The following is a 17,935-nucleotide window of genomic DNA, read 5'->3' on the forward strand; positions in this document are numbered from 1 at the left end:
CTGTTCTTTAGCAGGAGGAAAACATTATGTTTGATCAGTCATTCAGCTTTATACTTACAATCGCAGCACTGGTAGTAGGATTTATGCTTTTTACCGGACACGGTTCCTTTTTTATGAAAGGCGGAAACACACAGGCCAGAGCCCAGAAGTATGATGAGAAAAAAATGGAAAAGGTTTCAGGAATCTGTCTGATACTTATCGGAGTGGCTACAGGAGTTGACGCATTCACCACAAGTGTAGCAGCAAAGATCGCCTATGTAGTAATTCTGTTTGTGATACTTGCGGTATTTCTGTTTGTACTCAGAACAAAATGTATCAAAAAATGATCAGAAGTATCAGAACTATCCTTTAGGTAAAAAAGCAGAACTCCCCGTGAAACGGTAACCTGTCTGATCAGGCTCCGGTATCCGCGGGGAGTTTTTCTGTCTGTATTTAGTTTAATTTCGTTCGGCTGGTCTGCCGGAATGTCAGAGTAAAGATGATTCCCTTTACGATAGAAGTAAGGGAAAGTGCCCACCAGATACCATTGAGTCCCATTCCCGCATGAGTCAGCAGCATGGCAAGCGGGATTCTGGCCCCTGTCAGGATAATACTGATGATACTGCAGAGCTTGGTCATACCAAGGCCGGACAGTGCACCGATGGTCATCAGCTCAATGGCCATGAAAGCCTCACAGAAGCCGATGATGATCAGGTAATTTACAGAAATCCCAAGGGATTCCGGATCATGGAAAAACAGTCCGGAGATCGGGCGTGGGAGCAGCACAAAGGCTGCAGTTATGATAAGGCCCCAGATTGTCAGGATACCAAAGGAAATACGGTAGCCCTGGCGGATGCGGTCGTATTTTTTTGCACCGAAATTCTGTGCGGTAAAAGCATTTAAGGCAGAGGCAAAGCCGTCCGCGGTGTTCCAGGAAACGGATTCGATCTGTCCGCCCACACGCTGGACAGCAATGGCAGCAGCACCGAAGGCGGAAACCATTCTGGTCAGTACCATGGAGATCATACAGTAGAGCATGCTCTGGATAGCGGTTGGAAAACCAATGCGGAAGATATTTTTATAAAATTTTCTCGGAAAACGTGAAAAAAGATGAAGTTCACGAAGTACATTTGTTTCCAGCCCGGAAGTAAAGATCCGGAAAACCAGCACTGCAAAAACCAGGAACTGTGCAGTTACTGTGGCAATGGCAGCACCTGCCGTTTCAAGCCGTGGAAAAGGTCCAATGCCAAGGATCAGGAGCGGATCCAGGAGCATATTTCCCACAAGTCCAAGAAAATTGGCCATCAGCGGAGACCTGGAATCTCCCTGGGCTGTAAAAAGTCCGGTGAGAGTCAGGTTCAGGAAGGAAAAAATGATCAGTCCGCAGGTGATCAGCATATAAGATCTGGCAGAAGAATATGCTTCCGGGTCTGTCAGATTAAAAAATCCGATCAGAGGATCAAGAAATATAATACTTGCTGCAGAAAATAAAAGACCGAACAGAATGGTCATCTGCAGGGCACTGGCCGCGTAGGAACGTGCCTCTTTATAATCCTTCCGGCCGCAGGACTGTGCTGTGTTTACCTGTCCGCCCATTCTCGGAAGGGCTACCAGTCCCTGGGAAAGCCACACATACATGCCGCCCACACCGACACCGGCAACTGCCTTGGAGCCCAGAAGCCCGATCCAGGCCATATCTGTGATATTATAGGCAGTTCCAAGAAGGGAAGATGCCATGATAGGAAGAGCAAGCTCTGAAAGCGTTTTCAGGATCGGACCGGAAGTAAGGTCTATGGATTTTGATTTTTTCATACTCATCTGCATATCTCCGTAAGGTCAAAAGGCCTGGTGATCCGGTAATCCGGTTTATCCACCTGCCCGAAGCCGTATTCAGCAAAGATAAAAGGAACTCCTGCTTTCCGGCAGGCATTAAAGTCTCCTAAAGTATCACCGATATAAACCGGATCGGAAAGATTATTATCCTCGCGGATCTTCATGATATTTTCCGCTTTGGCCATGCCGGTGTCGCCGGGACAGAGATGGCCCTTGAAATAGTGTCCGAAGCCTGTGGATTTCAGGAACACTTCAATATATCCGGCCTGGCAGTTACTGACGATAAAAAGAGGAAAACGGCTGGAAAGAATCTTCAGTGTTTCCTCAAGATCCGGATACAACGGAGCACATTTGCGAAGCAGTGCCTCGTGCTCTGCCTGGCAGCAGCCGTCGATGATACGAAGCTGTTCTGCTTCCGGAAGCTCAGGGAAAAGAGCCTTTGCAATATCCGGCAGCAGCTGGCCAAAAAGCCCCATCAGTCGTTTGGCGCTTACATCGGTATCCATGTGCTCCGTATGGATAAGGTAATCACTCCAGGCCTCAGCTACGATCCCGGTGGAATCCCAGAGCGTACCGTCAACATCAAAAATAATACTGTCCATCAGAAAAACCTCCCCAAAAAACTATGATATGTAAAAAAAGCAACCCTTTGTACTGGACATAGTACAAAACAAGTTACTGTTCACTCCGTTCTCAGCAATACGCTTCGCGATGCACAGAATTTATGCTAATCGCATAAATTCGCGCGGTATGTCTCGGGTTTTCTGTGACCTTCGCTCACAAAAAACACCTCGCGGAATATTACCAGTGAACAGTTATCAAAATAATTCTATATGAGAAAAGAAAAAAAAGCAACTGCGCTTTTGAAGATTTTATGTTATAGTAAGGGTTACGAGGGAAAAACTATGAATTATAAGAATACGATCAGAGGTATATTCAAAGACAGGCCTAACCGTTTTATCGCTCATGTGCAGATCGGGGATCAGCTGGAAACGGTCCATGTGAAGAATACAGGCAGATGCCGGGAACTTCTTGTTCCGGAAGCAGAAGTGATCCTGGAAAAGAGTGATAATCCTGCCAGGAAAACGAAATACGATCTGATCAGTGTGAACAAGGAGGGCCGCTGGATCAATATGGATTCCCAGGCCCCAAATAAAGCAGCAGAAGAGTGGGTGGCGGCCGGAAATCTTTTTCCGGAGAAAGTGACTGTCAGGAGAGAAAAGACATACGGAAATTCCCGTTTTGACCTGTATGTGGAATCCGGGAAGCGAAAGGCTTTTATCGAGGTAAAAGGCGTCACTCTGGAAGAAAATAATATCGTGCGCTTTCCGGACGCACCTACAGAACGGGGGATCAAGCATCTTTGTGAGCTGATGCATGCAGCAACTGACGGCTATGAGGCGTATCTTCTTCTGGTGATCCAGATGAAGGGTGTAAGGTATTTTGAACCAAATCGGGAGACACATCCGGAATTTGGAGAAACACTTAAGGCGGCAGCAGATGCCGGTGTTCACATCCTGGCCTATGACTGTGCCGTCACGGAAGATTCCATGAAGATCTGTGATCCGATACCGGTAAGATTATAGAAAGGAAATGATATGCCTGAAAACATTGCAGAACCCCTTCTGAAATGGTACGATAAAAACAAAAGGCTCCTGCCCTGGAGAGATAAAGACAATGCCTATTATACCTGGGTATCTGAGATCATGCTCCAGCAGACCCGAGTGGAAGCGGTGAAACCTTATTTTCAGCGCTTTATCCAGGAACTTCCGGATGTAGCAGCCCTTGCGGCGGCACCGGAAGAGAGGATCATCAAGCTGTGGGAAGGCCTTGGCTATTACAGCCGTGTCCGCAACATGCAGAAAGCGGCTGTTCAGGTCATGGAAGAATATGGAGGCAGGATCCCTGAGGATTTTGAGACACTTCTCTCGTTAAAAGGAATAGGAAGATATACGGCAGGTGCCATTGCGTCCATTGCCTACGGAAAGAAAGTCCCTGCAGTAGATGGAAATGTGCTGCGGGTATACGCAAGACTCACCGAAAACCGTGGAGATATCATGAAACAGTCTGTACGGAAATCGGTGGAAAATGATCTTACAGAGCAGATGTCTGAGGACAGACCAGGGGATTTCAACCAGGCTATGATGGAGCTGGGAGCTGTAGTCTGTGTTCCAAACGGAGCAGCAAAGTGCGAAGAATGCCCGCTGGGGCATTTTTGCCTTGCCAGAAAGCATGGAACTGTAGAAGAACTTCCCGTAAAAGCACCGAAGAAAGCCCGCACCATAGAACAGCGAACGGTCCTTGTGATCCAGGATGGAGCAGGTACAGCGATCCGTAAACGTCCGGATACAGGACTTCTGGCAGGCCTTTATGAGCTTCCAAATGTGGAAGGACATCTGACGGAGAAGGCGGCACTTGCCCGGGTAAAAGCCATGGGGCTGGAACCACTGCGGATCGAAGCACTGCCGGATGCGAAGCATATTTTTTCCCATATTGAATGGAGGATGTGTGCTTATCGTATCGCTGTATCCTCTCTGGAAGAAGCACCGCAGGGGGAGTTCCTGTTTGTGGATAAGAGAGAATCCGATAAAAAATATGCAATACCATCTGCGTTTCGCGCATACACCAGATATATGAAGGAGGAAAACTCATGAAACTTTTGAGCGTAGCAATACCATGCTATAATTCAGAGGCTTATATGTCAAAATGCATCAATTCCCTGCTGATCGGAGGAGAGGAAGTGGAGATCATCATTGTAGATGATGGCTCCAGTGACCGTACTGCCGAGATCGCAGATGATTATGCCGAGAAATATCCAACTATCGTAAAAGCCATACATCAGGAAAATGGCGGCCATGGACAGGCAGTCAACACAGGGATCAAAAACGCAACAGGACTTTATTTCAAGGTTGTGGACAGTGATGACTGGGTAAATCAGGACGCCTACTATGAGGTCCTGAAAACACTTTATGAACTGACACGTGGGGCTGAGACCGTGGATCTTCTCATCAGTAATTTCGTTTATGAGAAGCAGGGAGCTACCCGCAAAAAGATCATGCAGTACAGACACTGTTTTCCGACAAACCAGATTTTCGGATGGGATGAGGTACGCCACATGAAAAAAGGCCAGTATCTCCTTATGCATTCCATGATATACCGTACAAAACTTCTCCATGACTGTGGAATGGAGCTTCCGAAGCATACGTTCTACGTAGATAACCTGTTTGCGTTTGAGCCGCTTCCCTATGTAAAAAATCTCTATTATTTGGATGTAAATTTCTATCGATATTTTATTGGAAGAGATGATCAGTCTGTCAATGAGAAAGTGATGATCAAGCGTATCGATCAGCAGATCCGTGTAAACAAACTGATGGTGGACGCCTATCTGAAGGCTAATGTGAGCAACCGCAGACTTCGTGCTTATATGTTCAGCTATCTGGATATCATCACAACCGTTTCTTCGATCATGCTGGTAAGAGCTGCAACGCAGGAATGCCTGGATAAAAAACAGGAGCTGCAGGATTACATCAAAAACCAGAATATGGGACTGTACCGGAAGCTTCGGAGAAGTCTCTTCGGAAGAGTGTCCAATCTTCCCGGAAAAGGTGGAAGAAAGATGTTTGTGGCAGCCTATAAGATCTGTCAGAAGTTTTATGGATTTAATTAAAAAAAGCCCCCAACGGGGCTTTTTTTATAAATTCTGTTCCGGTTTCTTCTTGCGCATATGAGATAGGGAGCGCTGTTCCTCGTAATCCTCCACTCTCTGTGGATAGAACAGGAGATGTCCGAACAGTGCCAGTGTGGTACCAAGACATACATCGATCACGGAGTGCTGCTTGATAAACATGGTGGACAGGATGATCAGAACAGAAAGGATCAGGGCTCCTCGCTGAAGCCATTTCCTGTCTTTCAGTGCCTGGCAGTGATGAATGGCAAAATAAACAGCCAGGGAATTAAATACATGGATACTTGGCAGGATGTTGGTGGGAGTATCTGTCCGATAGAGCTCGGCCACCAGTCGTGTAAAGATGTTGCTTCTGGGGAATACCGCAGGGCGGAGATACTGAACGTTCGGATAGATGTAGGAAACAACAAGGAAAACCGTCATTCCCATCATCAGGTTGAAGATCAGCTGGAAATATTCCTTTTTATTCTTATTGCGAAACAGGAAATACACAACCGTTATTACCACATATGGAAACCATAAAAGGTACGGAATAATAAAAATCTCGCAGAACGGGATCATATCATCAAAAACAGTATGTACAACATGGTAGGCTCGTACAGGCCGCTGCTCCAGATATCCAAACAGGATAAGATAGGCAACGAAATAGATTGCTATGATAAAACCGTGCCTGTATTTTTTTATTTTACTCAACATTTTGCCGCTCCTTTTCTTGAGGTATGGCTGATGTCAGCCTTAAGCTTCTTTTTTGTTAAGTATCTACCTGCTACTATAACACAGGCATTATGATTTTTAAAGGTTTCTTTTCAATGGTCACAGAAAATTCACGCTGGATTCCGCCGGATTCTCCGTCTTTATGCACAGGAAGGGAATGGTCACTTGTAATATGTACGTTCCTGCACTGTAAAATATGTACACCGCGAATGCGGGTATGTTTTCCCCAGAGAGCGCTCGGCAGGCAGAACAGCATTTTCAGCTTGGAGATTCCTTCAATAACGATCACATCCAGTAAACCATCCTCCGGACTGGCGTTTGGACAGAATTTAAAGCCTCCGCCTTCATATTTCTGGTTCATTACAGCCGCAAACCAAGTCCTGCTGAAGGTTTGTGGCTTGTTCCCGTCAAGTGTTATCGTGACCGGGGACGGAGTAAGGAAGAGAAATTGCTTCAGTGCCACCATAAGGTAGATGAGTTTACCCATATGGAGACGGTTGAGAAATTTTTTGCCAGGTGTGATCAGGACTTCCTGACAGATTGCCGCATCGTAGCCCATTCCTGCACTGATGCCGAAACGGTAGGAATGGCTGCCAAGGTGGAGAACAGGAACATCCATGAAAATGGTCCGTCTGTTCTCAAGAATAGAGCGAAGCGCTTCAAAAGGATCAAAGGGCAGGCCCATACTGCGGCAGAAATCGTTGCCGGACCCGACCGGGATAAATCCGAAAACAACCGAAGACAGATCAATGATCCCGGTAAGTACTTCGTAAATAGTGCCGTCACCGCCTACTGTTACCAGAGTTACCGGGTCCTCCGGTGTTCCGGCAGTACTGATCCTTCGTGCCAGTACTGTGGCGTGTCCCACATATTCTGTGAGAAAATACTGATATGAGATCCCCTGACTTTCCATGATGCTGCGAAGCCGGTTCCAGACATTACGTCCCTCACCGGATCTTGAATTGGGATTCACAATAAAAGAATACATAATAAAAAACCTCCAAACAACTCTCTGCTTTATCATAACATTGACGTTCGGCTTTTACAAATTAAAATTTCTTAAGGATTTCTATATTTTACATAAACTTAACCTTTTTTCTATGTTGGATTTTACGAATGCACTTTATACTTGCACGTATCAGATGAAAAATGAAGCTGGAGGAAAATTATGATATATCTTGTGGAAGATGATGAAAGTATCCGTGAACTTGTTGTATATACATTAAACAGTCAGGGTCTGGAGGCACAGGGTTTTGAACGGCCATCACTTTTCTGGAAAGCGCTGGAAAAAGAACTGCCTTCACTGGTGCTTCTGGACATTATGCTTCCGGAGGAAGACGGACTGTCTATTTTAAAAAAAATCCGTATCCGTCCGGATGTGCGGAAACTTCCGGTGATCATGCTTACTGCAAAAGGAAGTGAGTTTGATACCGTGGTAGGTCTGGACAGCGGTGCAGATGATTACATTCCGAAGCCGTTCCGCATGATGGAACTGATCTCCAGGGTACGTGCCCTTCTTCGGAGATCAGAGGACAATGGCGCAGAGGAGTATCGTATGGAAAATCTTTATGTATGTCCGGGAAGACATGAGGTAACTGTTGATCAGGAGCCTGTGAATCTGACACTGAAAGAATACGAGATGCTTTGTCTCCTTTTGAAAAACAGTGGTACGGTTCTTTCCAGAACACAGCTTTTAAATCAGATCTGGGGATATGAATTCGACGGGGAGAGCAGAACCGTAGATGTACATATCCGTACCCTTCGCCAGAAGCTTGGCCCGGCAGGAGATCTGGTGGAAACAGTTCGTGGAGTGGGCTATAAGATCAGTGGAAAATGTGCATGAACAGCTGCTGAGAGTAATATGAAAGTAAAGAGCATTTCGACGGAAAAAGGCTTCGGCCCTTTTCTGGACGAAGTGCTTTTTTCATGCTATAATAGTTGAACCCCGGAGCCATTAGGAAACAGGCTCCAAAGAGTAAGAGGTGAAAGAAAAAATATGAAATCATTAGTAATTGCGGAGAAGCCATCCGTTGCCAGAGACATTGCTAGAGTCCTCCACTGCAGTCAGAAGGGGAACGGAACCCTGGAAGGAAAAGCCTATGTAGTGACCTGGGCCCTGGGACATCTGGTAACACTGGCAGATCCGGAAGAATACGATAAAAAATATACCAAATGGGAGCTTTCCACGCTTCCCATGATGCCGGAGAAAATGAAACTGGTGGTGATACGCCAGACCTCCAAGCAGTACAATGCGGTGAAAACCCAGCTTTACAGGAAGGATATCGGGGAGATCATCATTGCCACAGATGCCGGACGTGAGGGAGAACTGGTAGCAAGATGGATCCTTGCAAAGGCAGACTGCCATAAACCTATCAAGCGTCTGTGGATCTCATCCGTAACGGACAAAGCAATCCGTGACGGCTTTGCCCACCTTAAAAACGGCCATGATTATGATGATCTTTACCGTGCGGCACAGGCCAGGGCGGAGGCGGACTGGCTGGTGGGAATGAACGGGACCAGAGCACTGACCTGTAAATATAATGCCCAGCTTTCCTGCGGACGTGTGCAGACCCCCACCCTTGCCATGATCGCAAGAAGAGAGCAGGAAATCCGGGAATTTAAGCCGGAGGATTATTACGGGATCATTCTGCAGGCGGGAAATGTACGCTGGACCTGGCGTGACGGAAAAAGCGGAAGCCTCCGTACCTTTAAGAAGGAGCGTGCCCAGGAGATCCAGACAAAGGCAGGAAAAAGCAGCCTTACCATAACAAAGGTTTCCAGAAAGCCGAAGAAGACCTATGCGCCGGGGCTTTATGACCTGACCACTCTTCAGAGAGAAGCCAATCAGAAATACGGCTTTTCTGCAAAGGAAACTCTGAATATCATGCAGAGGCTCTACGAGAATCACAAAGTCCTTACCTACCCAAGAACGGATTCTAGATATATAGGAAAAGATGTAGTTCCTACCATTAAAGAGCGTCTTCAGGCATGCGGGACAGGTCCTTATCGAAAACTTGCCGGTGCGCTGGTCAATAAACCGATCCAGACCAGTGCTGGCTTTGTGGATGACAAAAAAGTCAGTGACCATCATGCCATCATTCCTACAGAACAGTTTGTACAGCTGGATCATATGACCAACGAGGAACGGAAGATTTACGATATGGTAGTACGCCGTTTCCTGAGCGTGCTGTATCCGCCGGCTGTATATGAGCTGGTAAGCATGGAAGGAACTGCAGCAGGAGAAACTTTCGCTGCAAGCGGACGTATTGTAAAAAGTGCAGGGTGGAGAGAGGTTTATGAAGGCGGCTGGCAGGATGAGGATGAAGAGGAATCCGGTGATAAGTTGAAAGACCAGAAGCTTCCGGAGCTTACGGAAGGTCAGATACTTACTGTGGAAGGAGCAGCTCTTACAGCAGGCAAAACAAAACCACCGGCCAGATTTACAGAGGCCACACTTCTTGGTGCCATGGAAAATCCGGTTCATTTTATGGAAAGCCACGACAAAAAAGCGGCAAAAACCCTTGGTGAGACCGGTGGACTTGGAACGGTAGCCACAAGAGCGGACATCATCGAGAAGCTTTTCAACAGCTTTATGATGGAAAAAAGAGGTAATGAGATCTACATTACCTCCAAGGCGAAACAGCTTCTGGAGCTGGTTCCGGAAGAACTGAAAAAGCCGGAGCTTACCGCAGACTGGGAGATGAAGCTCAGTGATATTGCAAACGGAAAGCTCCGTCAGGATAAATTCCTCACAGGGATCCGTAAATATGCCTGTGAGATCGTAGATGAGATCAAAGGCGGACAGGGAACCTTCCGCCATGACAATATGACAAACAAGAAGTGCCCTAACTGCGGCAAACATCTCCTGGCAGTCAACGGAAAGAATGCCAAAATGCTAGTGTGCGAGGACCGGGAATGCGGATACAGAGAGACAGTATCCAGGACCACCAATGCGCGCTGTCCGAAATGCCATAAGCGTATGGAGATGCTTCTGAAGGGAAAAGAAGAGACCTTTGTATGTCAGTGCGGCTATAAAGAAAAGCTTTCATCCTTCCAGGCAAGACGAGCCAAAGAGGGTGCAGGTGTGAATAAGCGTGATGTGCAGCGTTATCTTAAGAAATAGCAGAAAGAGGCCAATGAGCCGGTGAACAATGCATTTGCGCAGGCGTTGTCAGGAATTAAACTGGATTAAATAAATTGCCTGTCCAGATATCCGGGGTTCGGATGAGCGGAGGACCGGATGCAGATACGTCGGTCGGAGAAATGTGTCTGGCAGAACAGGACAGCAGAAAGAGAGGAAAACGATTTGGGATTACAGGATGACAGAATGTCAGGAAATATTCAGGATATCGCAAGACTGATCACAAGACTTCTTCTTAAGGGAGATATGCCGCAGTATACACTTCCTGCAGCAGAGGCAGATTATACAGAGGCAGACCAGCTTTTTAAGAAGGTTATCGGACTTGCTGATGAGGGTGATATCAACGGAGCGGAAAATGAGCTTCTTATGAACATGGAGGAAGATGATCCGGATTATCTGGAGCTTGCCCTTACCTTTTATCTGCATCTCAATGATATGGACGTAGATTACCTGGATGATCACGATTATTCCAGGGAGGAGATCCTGGACGGGTTGAAAAGCCTGGCTGAGGACTGGGGAGTTACAGGACTGGAGGCACTTGTCTGATGCGGCGGGAGGTTACACTGGAGGAAATTTCCGACGGTCGTTTATACGAGGCAAATGACATGGTAAAGGCAGACTGTCAGGACTGTAAGGGCTGTTTTGACTGCTGTAAGGGAATGGGAGATTCTGTTGTACTGGATCCGCTGGATGTATGGCGGTTAAGTCAGGGACTTCACTTAAGTGTGGACCAGCTGCTTACCGGAAAAATAGAGCTTGGCGTCACAGACGGAAATATTCTGCCGCATCTTAGGATGACAGGGGCAGAGGAACGATGCGTATTTCTGAATGGCAACGGAAGATGCTCCATCCACAGTTTCCGTCCGGGCTTCTGCCGTTTGTTCCCGCTGGGAAGATACTATGAGGACGGGAGTTTTAAATACATCCTTCAGATCCACGAGTGCAAAAAGACCAGCCGCAGTAAGATCAAGGTCCGGAAATGGGTAGATACTCCGGATTTTCGAAATTACGAAAAATTTGTCTGTGACTGGCATTATTTTCTTCTGGATGTCCAGTCGGTTCTCTATGAGAGCGAGGACAGTGATCTGATCCGAAACCTGAACATGTATGTGGTGAACCAGTTTTACAGGAAGCCTTATGATGAGAAGCGGGATTTTTATGAGCAGTTTTATGAGAGACTTGCGGCGGGAAAAGAACTCCTGAGCCTTGGAGTGTGAAACAGACCAGGCAGCGAGGTGTCTGAGCTTACCTGCCTGAAAGTCTCTCGCGCGGAGGAAAGAAAGGATTTTTTGACATATGAACTTAAATCAGCTCACATATTTTGTGACTCTTGCCCAGATCGAAAATTATACCAGAGCAGCCAAGAGGCTGGATATAACCCAGCCAAGCCTGAGCCATGCGATCTCCAACCTTGAAAAGGAACTGCAGGTTCCACTTTTTGAGCGTCACGGAAGAAATGTGACCATGACCAAATACGGGGAAATGTTTCTGAAATATGTGCAGGACTCCTTACATATCCTGAATCTTGGTGTGGAGAGGATACAGGAAGCGGCAAGGATTCCGGGAGGAAGTATTTCCATCGGGTATATCCATACCCAGGGACGCAGATTTATCCCGGAGCTTGTCCGGGGCTTCCTTAATGAACAGGAGGGGAAGAAGATTGATTTCCGTTTTCAGAATGCAGCTACCGGAAGTCTGATCCGGGGTCTGAAAGAAGAGAAATTCGACGTGATCTTCTGTTCCCGGGCAGAGGGTGAGAAGGAGATCAGCTTTGTGCCGGTGTCAGAAGAAAAGCTGGTGGCTGTAGTGCCTGAGAACCATGCTCTTGCAGACCGAAATTCAGTGACCATAAAAGAGCTGGGGCAGTATCCGCAGGTGACCTTTACCCCTGCAAGCGGACTGTATTTTGTGATCCGGGAGCTTTTCGAAAAGGAAGGACTTTCACCGGAGACGGCCTTTGAGGTAGAAGAGGATGGTGCACTGGCAGGTATGGTGGCGGAGGAATTTGGTGTAGGCATTGTGCCGGATGTACCGGTGATCCATACACTTCCTGTGAAAATCTTAAATATTGAGAATCTGCACTGCCGTCGTTACATATACATGGGAATGATGAAAAACCGGTATCCAAGTGCGCTTGTGGAGCAGTTCCGGGATTATATATACAAGCATTACCGGATCTATGAAGTGATACAGTAGAATCTTGGTGATAAAATTTCTGTAAAAAATCTCTGCTTCTGTAAAAGGGCGGAGATTTTTTTGACACAGATCCTGGCGTGAATACTATAGCAATTCCATAAATTACTGCAAACAATCCAGTCCATCATAGCGTGAAGTCCTGCGTCAGATATCTTTGCCGTGCCTAAAAAATATAAAAATAATCTATAGATCACATGCGTAAATTCAATGAAAATTTGGGTTGAGATAAAAATGACCAGTTGGTATAATAAGGATAGATACTTGATTTAAAGTGATAAAGTGATGACGGAAATCCGTAATAAAATGAACGAAGTAAAGGAGATATTATGAACCAGTTAGAAGTATTAAGAGAAAGCCTTGGACAGTGCGATGAGATCATCCTGGACGCACTCCTTATGAGAAACAGGATCGTAGAGGACATCATGGTATACAAGGAAGCTAACGATCTTCCGGTACTTCAGCCGGAACAGGAGGCGAAGCAGAAAGGATGGCTGGAAGCCAGAATGGAAGGCAGACGTCATAAGAAAGAGGTCAATGATGTTTTTGCAAGCATCACACAGAACAGTAAAAGGATCCAGTCCAGAAATCTTTTCAATTATAATATCTTCCTGATCGGATTTATGGGAGCTGGTAAATCTACGATCTCCGATTATCTGAAGAATGTTCTTGCCATGGATGTTGTGGAGATGGATCAGTGTATCGTGGAGAGACAGGGAATGAGCATTTCCGATATCTTTGAGACTTACGGTGAAGAGTATTTCCGTGAGCTCGAGACAAATCTTCTGATCGAGATGCAGTCCAGATCGAATGTTGTAGTATCCTGTGGCGGTGGTGTTCCGATGCGGGAGCGCAATGTTACCGAGATGAAAAAAAATGGCCGTGTTGTACTTCTGACTGCAAAGCCGGAAACGATTCTGGAACGTGTAAAGGATAATCATGACCGTCCTTTACTTGAGAACAACAAAAATGTTTCATTTATCGCTGATCTGTTGGAAAAACGTCGCGCGAAATATGAGGCAGCAGCAGATATAGTTGTTGAGACAGACGGAAAGAGTGAGCTTGAGATCTGCGAGGAGCTGATCCACAGACTTCGTGAGGCAGAGGCAAATAAATAACTGCTGATCATAAAACAGAATAGTTTTACATATAAAAGGGACAGCTGTCCGATAAACCGTACAGAAACAGAACGGAGATCGGACAGCTGTCCTTTATGATATAAAAGATCCGGACCATATATTTGCAGATGAACAGATCGTTTAATTGGTCTTATAAAAAATCTCCCTCGAGGTTTCCTCGATCACAAATTTCTTAAAGGCTTCCACGACCGGCGGATGGTATACATCCTTCAGCATGGCCATGTAGAAATTCCGCTGCCAGCTTGGAGAGACAAGGGGCAGGATCTTAAGGTTCAGAGAGTGCAGAATCGGGATATCCGGTGCAATGCAGATGCCGAAATCATTGGCAACAAATCCTGCGGCAACCTGATCCTCATCGATCTCAAAAGCCACATCCGGGTACTGACCGATGCTCTTAAATAACTGGTCAATGATCTGGCGGAGACCGCTTCTCTTCTTGAAGATGATCTGCTTGTATGGAAGCGTTTCCTCCAGATGGATCTCGGATTTCTCAGCAAGAGGATGTTCCGGCGGAACGATGACGACCAGATCCTGCTTGGCAACCGGAATAAATTCGATCAGTGGTTCGTCGTCAAATTTGGAACAGAAGCCGATATCGTATTTCTTCTCTTTTAGTCCGGTGAGGATATCGCCGGTAAGAACCTTATCACAGAACAGATTGAAATGGATCTGTTTTCCCTTATTGGCATTAAGAAAGCTGCGGATGATCTTTGGCATAAAGTCAACACCCAGAGTTCTGAGAAAAGCCACATCGATCTGTCCTTCTCCCTTTCCTGCAAGCTGGAGACCGTTTACGGAGGAATCCAGCCGGTTCAGGGTTTGTTCCACATCCTCCAGAAAAGACTTGCCATATTTGGTGAGAGAAACATTCCGTCCGTTTTTTTCAAATAATTTCACTCCAAGCTCTTCCTCCAGAGAAGAGATCGCGTGACTTAGGCTGGGCTGTGTGATGGCCAGAACATCCGCAGCTTTTGTATAATGCTCCAGATGAGCCAGTGTCACGAAATAGCGAAGATGATACAGATTCATTTTTCAATACTCCTTTCGTAAGTTTATCTGAATGTTTTACTTCGAACAGATCCCCGGTAAGTCTGACAGACATAAGAGATTTGCCGGGCCGTATGCAGTGACGGCGGCAATACGGCTGAATGTGTTTTATATAGTATAACATGATATATTGATAAAATCTATGGATTCTCCTGGTACAATCAATTTGTTTTGTATTTAACAAAGTTATATAATGCTTATAGAAAAAAGATACAAAATAATTAAAAAAAAACAAATAAAATTATTTAAATTTTCAGGAGGAATTATCATGTCAAAAGAATTTCCAATCACAATCAGTTCCTGGACACTGGGAGATCAGTGCAAATTTGAGGACCGTGTAAAAGCTGCCAAAGAGGCTGGCTATGAGGGAATCGGCCTGAGAGCAGAAACCTACGTAGATGCCCTGAATGAGGGACTTTTCGATGAGGATATCCTGGCGATCCTGGATAAATATGACATGAAGGTAACAGAGGTTGAGTACATCGTGCAGTGGGCAGAGGAGCATCGTTCCTATGAGCAGAAATACAAAGAACAGCTCTGCTTCCATATGTGTGAATTATTTAACGTAAAACAGATCAACTGCGGACTGATGGAGAACTATTCCGTAGAGTACACAGCACAGAAGCTTCGTGAGCTTTGCCACAGAGCAGGCAAATACATCATCGGTGTTGAGCCAATGCCATACAGCGGAATCCCGGATGTGAAAAAGGGCTGGGCTGTTGTAAAAGCTGCTGACTGCGAGAATGCGAAACTGATCCTTGATACATGGCACTGGGTAAGAGCAAACCAGCCGATCGAGCTTTCCGTACTTGAGGGAATCCCGGCAGACAAGATCGTATCCATCCAGATCAACGATGTATGGGAAAGACCATATGCAACAACGATCTTAAGAGATGAGTCCATGCATGACCGTCTTGCTCCTGGAACAGGAATCGGAACAACAGTACCGTTCGTAAAAATGATCAAAGAAAAAGGCATCAGACCAAATGCCATCGGCGTAGAGGTTATCAGCGATGCAAACCTTGAAAAAGGTATCGAGTATGCTGCAAAACATACATATGAGAACACAAAGAAGGTACTGGAAGAGGCTTGGCCGGAAGTACTGTAATTAATATAAGAAACTAATATTTCAGACGGGCCCCTGTTTCCGACGTCATACCGGTGACAGGGCGTTACCGTGAAAGAAACAAAAAGATTGTTTCAAAGGAAAGGAGAACGCATATGAAATTCAATGCGATGTTTCAGCCGATCGAGATCGGTCCTATGACAGTAAAGAACCGTTTTGTTGTTCCGCCAATGGGAAATAACTTTGCAAACACAGACGGAACAATGAGTGAGCAGTCCGCTGCATATTACAGAGAAAGAGCAAAAGGCGGATTTGGTCTGATCACCATCGAGGCTACTGTAGTTCACAAGGGCGCAAAGGGCGGCCCGCGTAAACCATGTCTTTATGACGACTCTACGATTGAGAGCTTCCGCAAGGTTATCGACGGATGTCATGCAGAAGGAGCAAAGGTGTCCATCCAGCTTCAGAACGCAGGTCCGGAAGGAAATGCAAAGAACGCAGGAGCACCGATCACAGCAGCAACCAGTATCCCGTCAGTGTGCGGCCGTGATATTCCGAAGCAGCTTACAACTGAGGAAGTTTACGAGCTGATCAAAGGCTACGGTGAGGCTGCAAGAAGAGCAATGGAAGCAGGAGCAGATGCTGTTGAGATCCATATGGCACACGGTTATCTGGTAAGTACCTTCCTTTCTCCGAGAACAAACAAGAGAGTGGATGAGTTTGGCGGATGCTTTGAGAACCGTATGCGTTTCTCCCGTCTGATCATCGAGGAAGTTAAAAAAGCAACACAGGGAAAGATTGCAGTTCTTGCAAGAATCAACTGTGCAGATGAGGTTCCGGGCGGACTTGATGTCCACGACAGTGCAGCAATCGCAGCATATCTGGAAAGCTGCGGACTGGACGGACTCCATGTATCCCGTGCCGTTCATATCAAGGATGAGTTTATGTGGGCACCGACTGTTATCCACGGTGGATTCTCTGCAGCAGAGGTTGAGGAGATCAAACGTGCGGTAAATATTCCGGTGATCACAGTTGGACGTTATACAGAGCCACAGTTCGCAGAGCTGATGGTAAAAGAAGGAAGAGCAGACCTTGTAGCATTCGGACGTCAGAGCCTTGCAGATCCGGCTATGCCGAAGAAAGCACAGGAAGAGCGTCTTGAGGATATGACTCCTTGTATCGCCTGTCTTCAGGGCTGTGTTGCAAACATGTATGCAGGAAATCCGGTATGCTGTCTGACAAACCCATTCCTGGGTCATGAGGCAGAGCCGCTTGAGAAAGCGGAAGAGCCGAAGAAGGTTATGGTTATCGGTGGCGGTGTTGCAGGACTTTCCGCTGCATTTATCGCAAAAGAGAGAGGACATGAGGTAACGCTTTATGAGGCAGGAGATGTTCTCGGCGGAAACATGAGACTTGCTGCATATCCGCCGGGAAAAGGTGACATCACAAACATGATCCGCAGCTACATCCATCGCTGCCAGAAGGATGGCGTTAAGATCGTGATGAACTGTGAGGTAACTCCGGAGCTTATCAAAGAAGAGAAGCCGGACAGCGTGATCATTGCCACCGGTTCCAAGACTCTGATCCTTCCAATCGAGGGAATCGACAATCCGGCTATCATCCACGGCTCTGACCTTCTGGATGGCAAGAGAGCAGCAGGAAAAAAGGTTCTCGTTGTCGGCGGTGGAATGGTTGGATGCGAGACAGCTGCATTTTTAGGCGAGCAGGAGCATGATGTAACTGTTATCGAGTTCCGTGATACCGTAGGTGCAGACGTGATCCACGAGCACAGAGTATATCTGATGAAGGATTTCGAGGACTACGGAATCAAGGAGATCACCGGAGCAAAGGTATGCAAATTCTATGAAGACGGGGTAGAATATGAGACCGCTGACGGAGTACGTCACGAGTCAAGAGGATATGATTCTGTGATCCTTTCCATGGGATTCCGCAACTACAATCCTCTGGAAGAGAAGATCAAAGACCTTGTACCTGAGACACATGTGATCGGAGATGCTATCCGTGCAAGACGTGCACTGGATGCAACAAAAGAGGCTTATGAGGTAGCTTCCAGGATCTGATCTGCCAGTCGCTGATCGTATTGATACAAAAGAAAATAACTATCCGATAAACCGGAC

At 46.4% G+C, this 17,935-nt stretch carries 16 protein-coding genes and 1 pseudogene; 12 read left to right on the forward strand and 5 right to left on the reverse strand.

What is annotated here, in order from left to right; all coding sequences use genetic code 11:
* The first annotated feature begins 26 nt into the window (after positions 1 to 26).
* On the forward strand, positions 27 to 326 hold the full coding sequence (locus BLP57_RS04110) for a DUF3784 domain-containing protein (protein WP_015527011.1): 300 nt from the start codon (positions 27 to 29) through the stop codon (positions 324 to 326).
* Between the two features lie 106 nt (positions 327 to 432).
* On the opposite strand, the gene BLP57_RS04115 is transcribed toward BLP57_RS04110, so the two are convergent.
* Together BLP57_RS04115 and BLP57_RS04120 are read right to left on the reverse strand one after the other, a co-directional pair.
* On the reverse strand, positions 433 to 1,791 hold the full coding sequence (locus BLP57_RS04115) for an MATE family efflux transporter (RefSeq protein WP_139148823.1): 1,359 nt from the start codon (positions 1,789 to 1,791) through the stop codon (positions 433 to 435).
* Between the two features lie 2 nt (positions 1,792 to 1,793).
* A complete protein-coding gene (locus tag BLP57_RS04120; protein ID WP_015527013.1) occupies positions 1,794 to 2,414 on the reverse strand; it encodes an HAD family hydrolase in 621 nt (206 codons plus the stop codon).
* A gap of 303 nt (positions 2,415 to 2,717) precedes the next feature.
* Here BLP57_RS04120 and sfsA point away from each other — a divergent pair, with 303 nt between their 5' ends.
* From sfsA to BLP57_RS04135, 3 genes are read left to right on the forward strand one after another with little or no spacing between them, the layout of a single operon-like run.
* Positions 2,718 to 3,398: a DNA/RNA nuclease SfsA gene (gene sfsA, locus BLP57_RS04125; RefSeq protein ID WP_015527014.1), complete on the forward strand. Its 681-nt coding sequence runs from the start codon at positions 2,718 to 2,720 to the stop codon at positions 3,396 to 3,398.
* Between the two features lie 12 nt (positions 3,399 to 3,410).
* Positions 3,411 to 4,466 carry an A/G-specific adenine glycosylase gene (mutY, locus tag BLP57_RS04130; RefSeq protein ID WP_015527015.1) on the forward strand — a complete coding sequence of 352 codons (1,056 nt, stop codon included), beginning with the start codon at positions 3,411 to 3,413 and terminating at the stop codon, positions 4,464 to 4,466.
* Positions 4,463 to 5,479, forward strand: a complete 1,017-nt coding sequence (locus BLP57_RS04135) for a glycosyltransferase family 2 protein (RefSeq protein WP_015527016.1) — start codon at positions 4,463 to 4,465, stop codon at positions 5,477 to 5,479. The genes mutY and BLP57_RS04135 overlap by 4 nt, the downstream gene beginning before the upstream one ends.
* A gap of 24 nt (positions 5,480 to 5,503) precedes the next feature.
* Here the strand turns inward: BLP57_RS04135 and BLP57_RS04140 are convergent, their stop codons facing one another.
* Positions 5,504 to 6,193, reverse strand: coding sequence for a phosphatase PAP2 family protein (locus tag BLP57_RS04140; protein ID WP_021652290.1), 690 nt, complete (start codon positions 6,191 to 6,193; stop codon positions 5,504 to 5,506).
* A gap of 73 nt (positions 6,194 to 6,266) precedes the next feature.
* Entirely contained in the window at positions 6,267 to 7,199 is a 933-nt protein-coding gene (locus BLP57_RS04145) for a diacylglycerol/lipid kinase family protein (RefSeq protein ID WP_015527017.1), read from the reverse strand.
* A 180-nt stretch (positions 7,200 to 7,379) separates the two neighbouring features.
* Between BLP57_RS04145 and BLP57_RS04150 the strand changes: the two genes are divergently transcribed.
* The 6 genes and pseudogenes from BLP57_RS04150 to BLP57_RS04175 all read left to right on the forward strand — a co-directional run bounded on the left by BLP57_RS04150 (position 7,380) and on the right by BLP57_RS04175 (position 13,663).
* Positions 7,380 to 8,054, forward strand: a complete 675-nt coding sequence (locus BLP57_RS04150) for a response regulator transcription factor (protein ID WP_021652293.1) — start codon at positions 7,380 to 7,382, stop codon at positions 8,052 to 8,054.
* A 153-nt stretch (positions 8,055 to 8,207) separates the two neighbouring features.
* Positions 8,208 to 10,403 (forward strand): annotated as a pseudogene (locus BLP57_RS04155) (DNA topoisomerase III).
* A gap of 48 nt (positions 10,404 to 10,451) precedes the next feature.
* Complete coding sequence (locus BLP57_RS04160) at positions 10,452 to 10,898, forward strand: DUF6483 family protein (protein ID WP_015527020.1); 447 nt, start codon at positions 10,452 to 10,454, stop codon at positions 10,896 to 10,898.
* On the forward strand, positions 10,898 to 11,569 hold the full coding sequence (locus BLP57_RS04165) for a YkgJ family cysteine cluster protein (RefSeq protein ID WP_092069594.1): 672 nt from the start codon (positions 10,898 to 10,900) through the stop codon (positions 11,567 to 11,569). The genes BLP57_RS04160 and BLP57_RS04165 overlap by 1 nt, the downstream gene beginning before the upstream one ends.
* A gap of 79 nt (positions 11,570 to 11,648) precedes the next feature.
* The gene (locus tag BLP57_RS04170; protein WP_015527022.1) at positions 11,649 to 12,548 is read left to right on the forward strand and encodes a LysR family transcriptional regulator; all 900 of its coding nucleotides are present in this window, start codon (positions 11,649 to 11,651) and stop codon (positions 12,546 to 12,548) included.
* A 326-nt stretch (positions 12,549 to 12,874) separates the two neighbouring features.
* Positions 12,875 to 13,663: a shikimate kinase gene (locus tag BLP57_RS04175; protein WP_021652296.1), complete on the forward strand. Its 789-nt coding sequence runs from the start codon at positions 12,875 to 12,877 to the stop codon at positions 13,661 to 13,663.
* A gap of 141 nt (positions 13,664 to 13,804) precedes the next feature.
* Here the strand turns inward: BLP57_RS04175 and BLP57_RS04180 are convergent, their stop codons facing one another.
* Positions 13,805 to 14,713, reverse strand: a complete 909-nt coding sequence (locus tag BLP57_RS04180; RefSeq protein ID WP_021652297.1) for a LysR family transcriptional regulator — start codon at positions 14,711 to 14,713, stop codon at positions 13,805 to 13,807.
* Positions 14,714 to 14,999: 286 nt separating this feature from the next.
* Here BLP57_RS04180 and BLP57_RS04185 point away from each other — a divergent pair, with 286 nt between their 5' ends.
* Complete coding sequence (locus BLP57_RS04185) at positions 15,000 to 15,839, forward strand: sugar phosphate isomerase/epimerase family protein (RefSeq protein ID WP_022426446.1); 840 nt, start codon at positions 15,000 to 15,002, stop codon at positions 15,837 to 15,839.
* 113 nt (positions 15,840 to 15,952) lie between these two features.
* Positions 15,953 to 17,878, forward strand: coding sequence for an FAD-dependent oxidoreductase (locus tag BLP57_RS04190; RefSeq protein WP_015527026.1), 1,926 nt, complete (start codon positions 15,953 to 15,955; stop codon positions 17,876 to 17,878).
* Positions 17,879 to 17,935: the final 57 nt, after the last annotated feature.

Source organism: Blautia sp. SF-50, assembly GCF_900101315.1.
GTDB lineage: Bacteria > Bacillota > Clostridia > Lachnospirales > Lachnospiraceae > Blautia_A > Blautia_A fusiformis.

Bases quoted from the DNA above. Each gene is read 5' to 3' on its own strand.
- BLP57_RS04110 (WP_015527011.1), top strand. From the start codon at position 27: ATGTTTGATCAGTCATTCAGCTTTATACTTACAATCGCAGCACTGGTA.
- BLP57_RS04115 (WP_139148823.1), bottom strand. From the start codon at position 1,791: ATGAAAAAATCAAAATCCATAGACCTTACTTCCGGTCCGATCCTGAAA.
- BLP57_RS04120 (WP_015527013.1), bottom strand. From the start codon at position 2,414: ATGGACAGTATTATTTTTGATGTTGACGGTACGCTCTGGGATTCCACC.
- sfsA (WP_015527014.1), top strand. From the start codon at position 2,718: ATGAATTATAAGAATACGATCAGAGGTATATTCAAAGACAGGCCTAAC.
- mutY (WP_015527015.1), top strand. From the start codon at position 3,411: ATGCCTGAAAACATTGCAGAACCCCTTCTGAAATGGTACGATAAAAAC.
- BLP57_RS04135 (WP_015527016.1), top strand. From the start codon at position 4,463: ATGAAACTTTTGAGCGTAGCAATACCATGCTATAATTCAGAGGCTTAT.
- BLP57_RS04140 (WP_021652290.1), bottom strand. From the start codon at position 6,193: ATGTTGAGTAAAATAAAAAAATACAGGCACGGTTTTATCATAGCAATC.
- BLP57_RS04145 (WP_015527017.1), bottom strand. From the start codon at position 7,199: ATGTATTCTTTTATTGTGAATCCCAATTCAAGATCCGGTGAGGGACGT.
- BLP57_RS04150 (WP_021652293.1), top strand. From the start codon at position 7,380: ATGATATATCTTGTGGAAGATGATGAAAGTATCCGTGAACTTGTTGTA.
- BLP57_RS04160 (WP_015527020.1), top strand. From the start codon at position 10,452: ATGCAGATACGTCGGTCGGAGAAATGTGTCTGGCAGAACAGGACAGCA.
- BLP57_RS04165 (WP_092069594.1), top strand. From the start codon at position 10,898: ATGCGGCGGGAGGTTACACTGGAGGAAATTTCCGACGGTCGTTTATAC.
- BLP57_RS04170 (WP_015527022.1), top strand. From the start codon at position 11,649: ATGAACTTAAATCAGCTCACATATTTTGTGACTCTTGCCCAGATCGAA.
- BLP57_RS04175 (WP_021652296.1), top strand. From the start codon at position 12,875: ATGAACCAGTTAGAAGTATTAAGAGAAAGCCTTGGACAGTGCGATGAG.
- BLP57_RS04180 (WP_021652297.1), bottom strand. From the start codon at position 14,713: ATGAATCTGTATCATCTTCGCTATTTCGTGACACTGGCTCATCTGGAG.
- BLP57_RS04185 (WP_022426446.1), top strand. From the start codon at position 15,000: ATGTCAAAAGAATTTCCAATCACAATCAGTTCCTGGACACTGGGAGAT.
- BLP57_RS04190 (WP_015527026.1), top strand. From the start codon at position 15,953: ATGAAATTCAATGCGATGTTTCAGCCGATCGAGATCGGTCCTATGACA.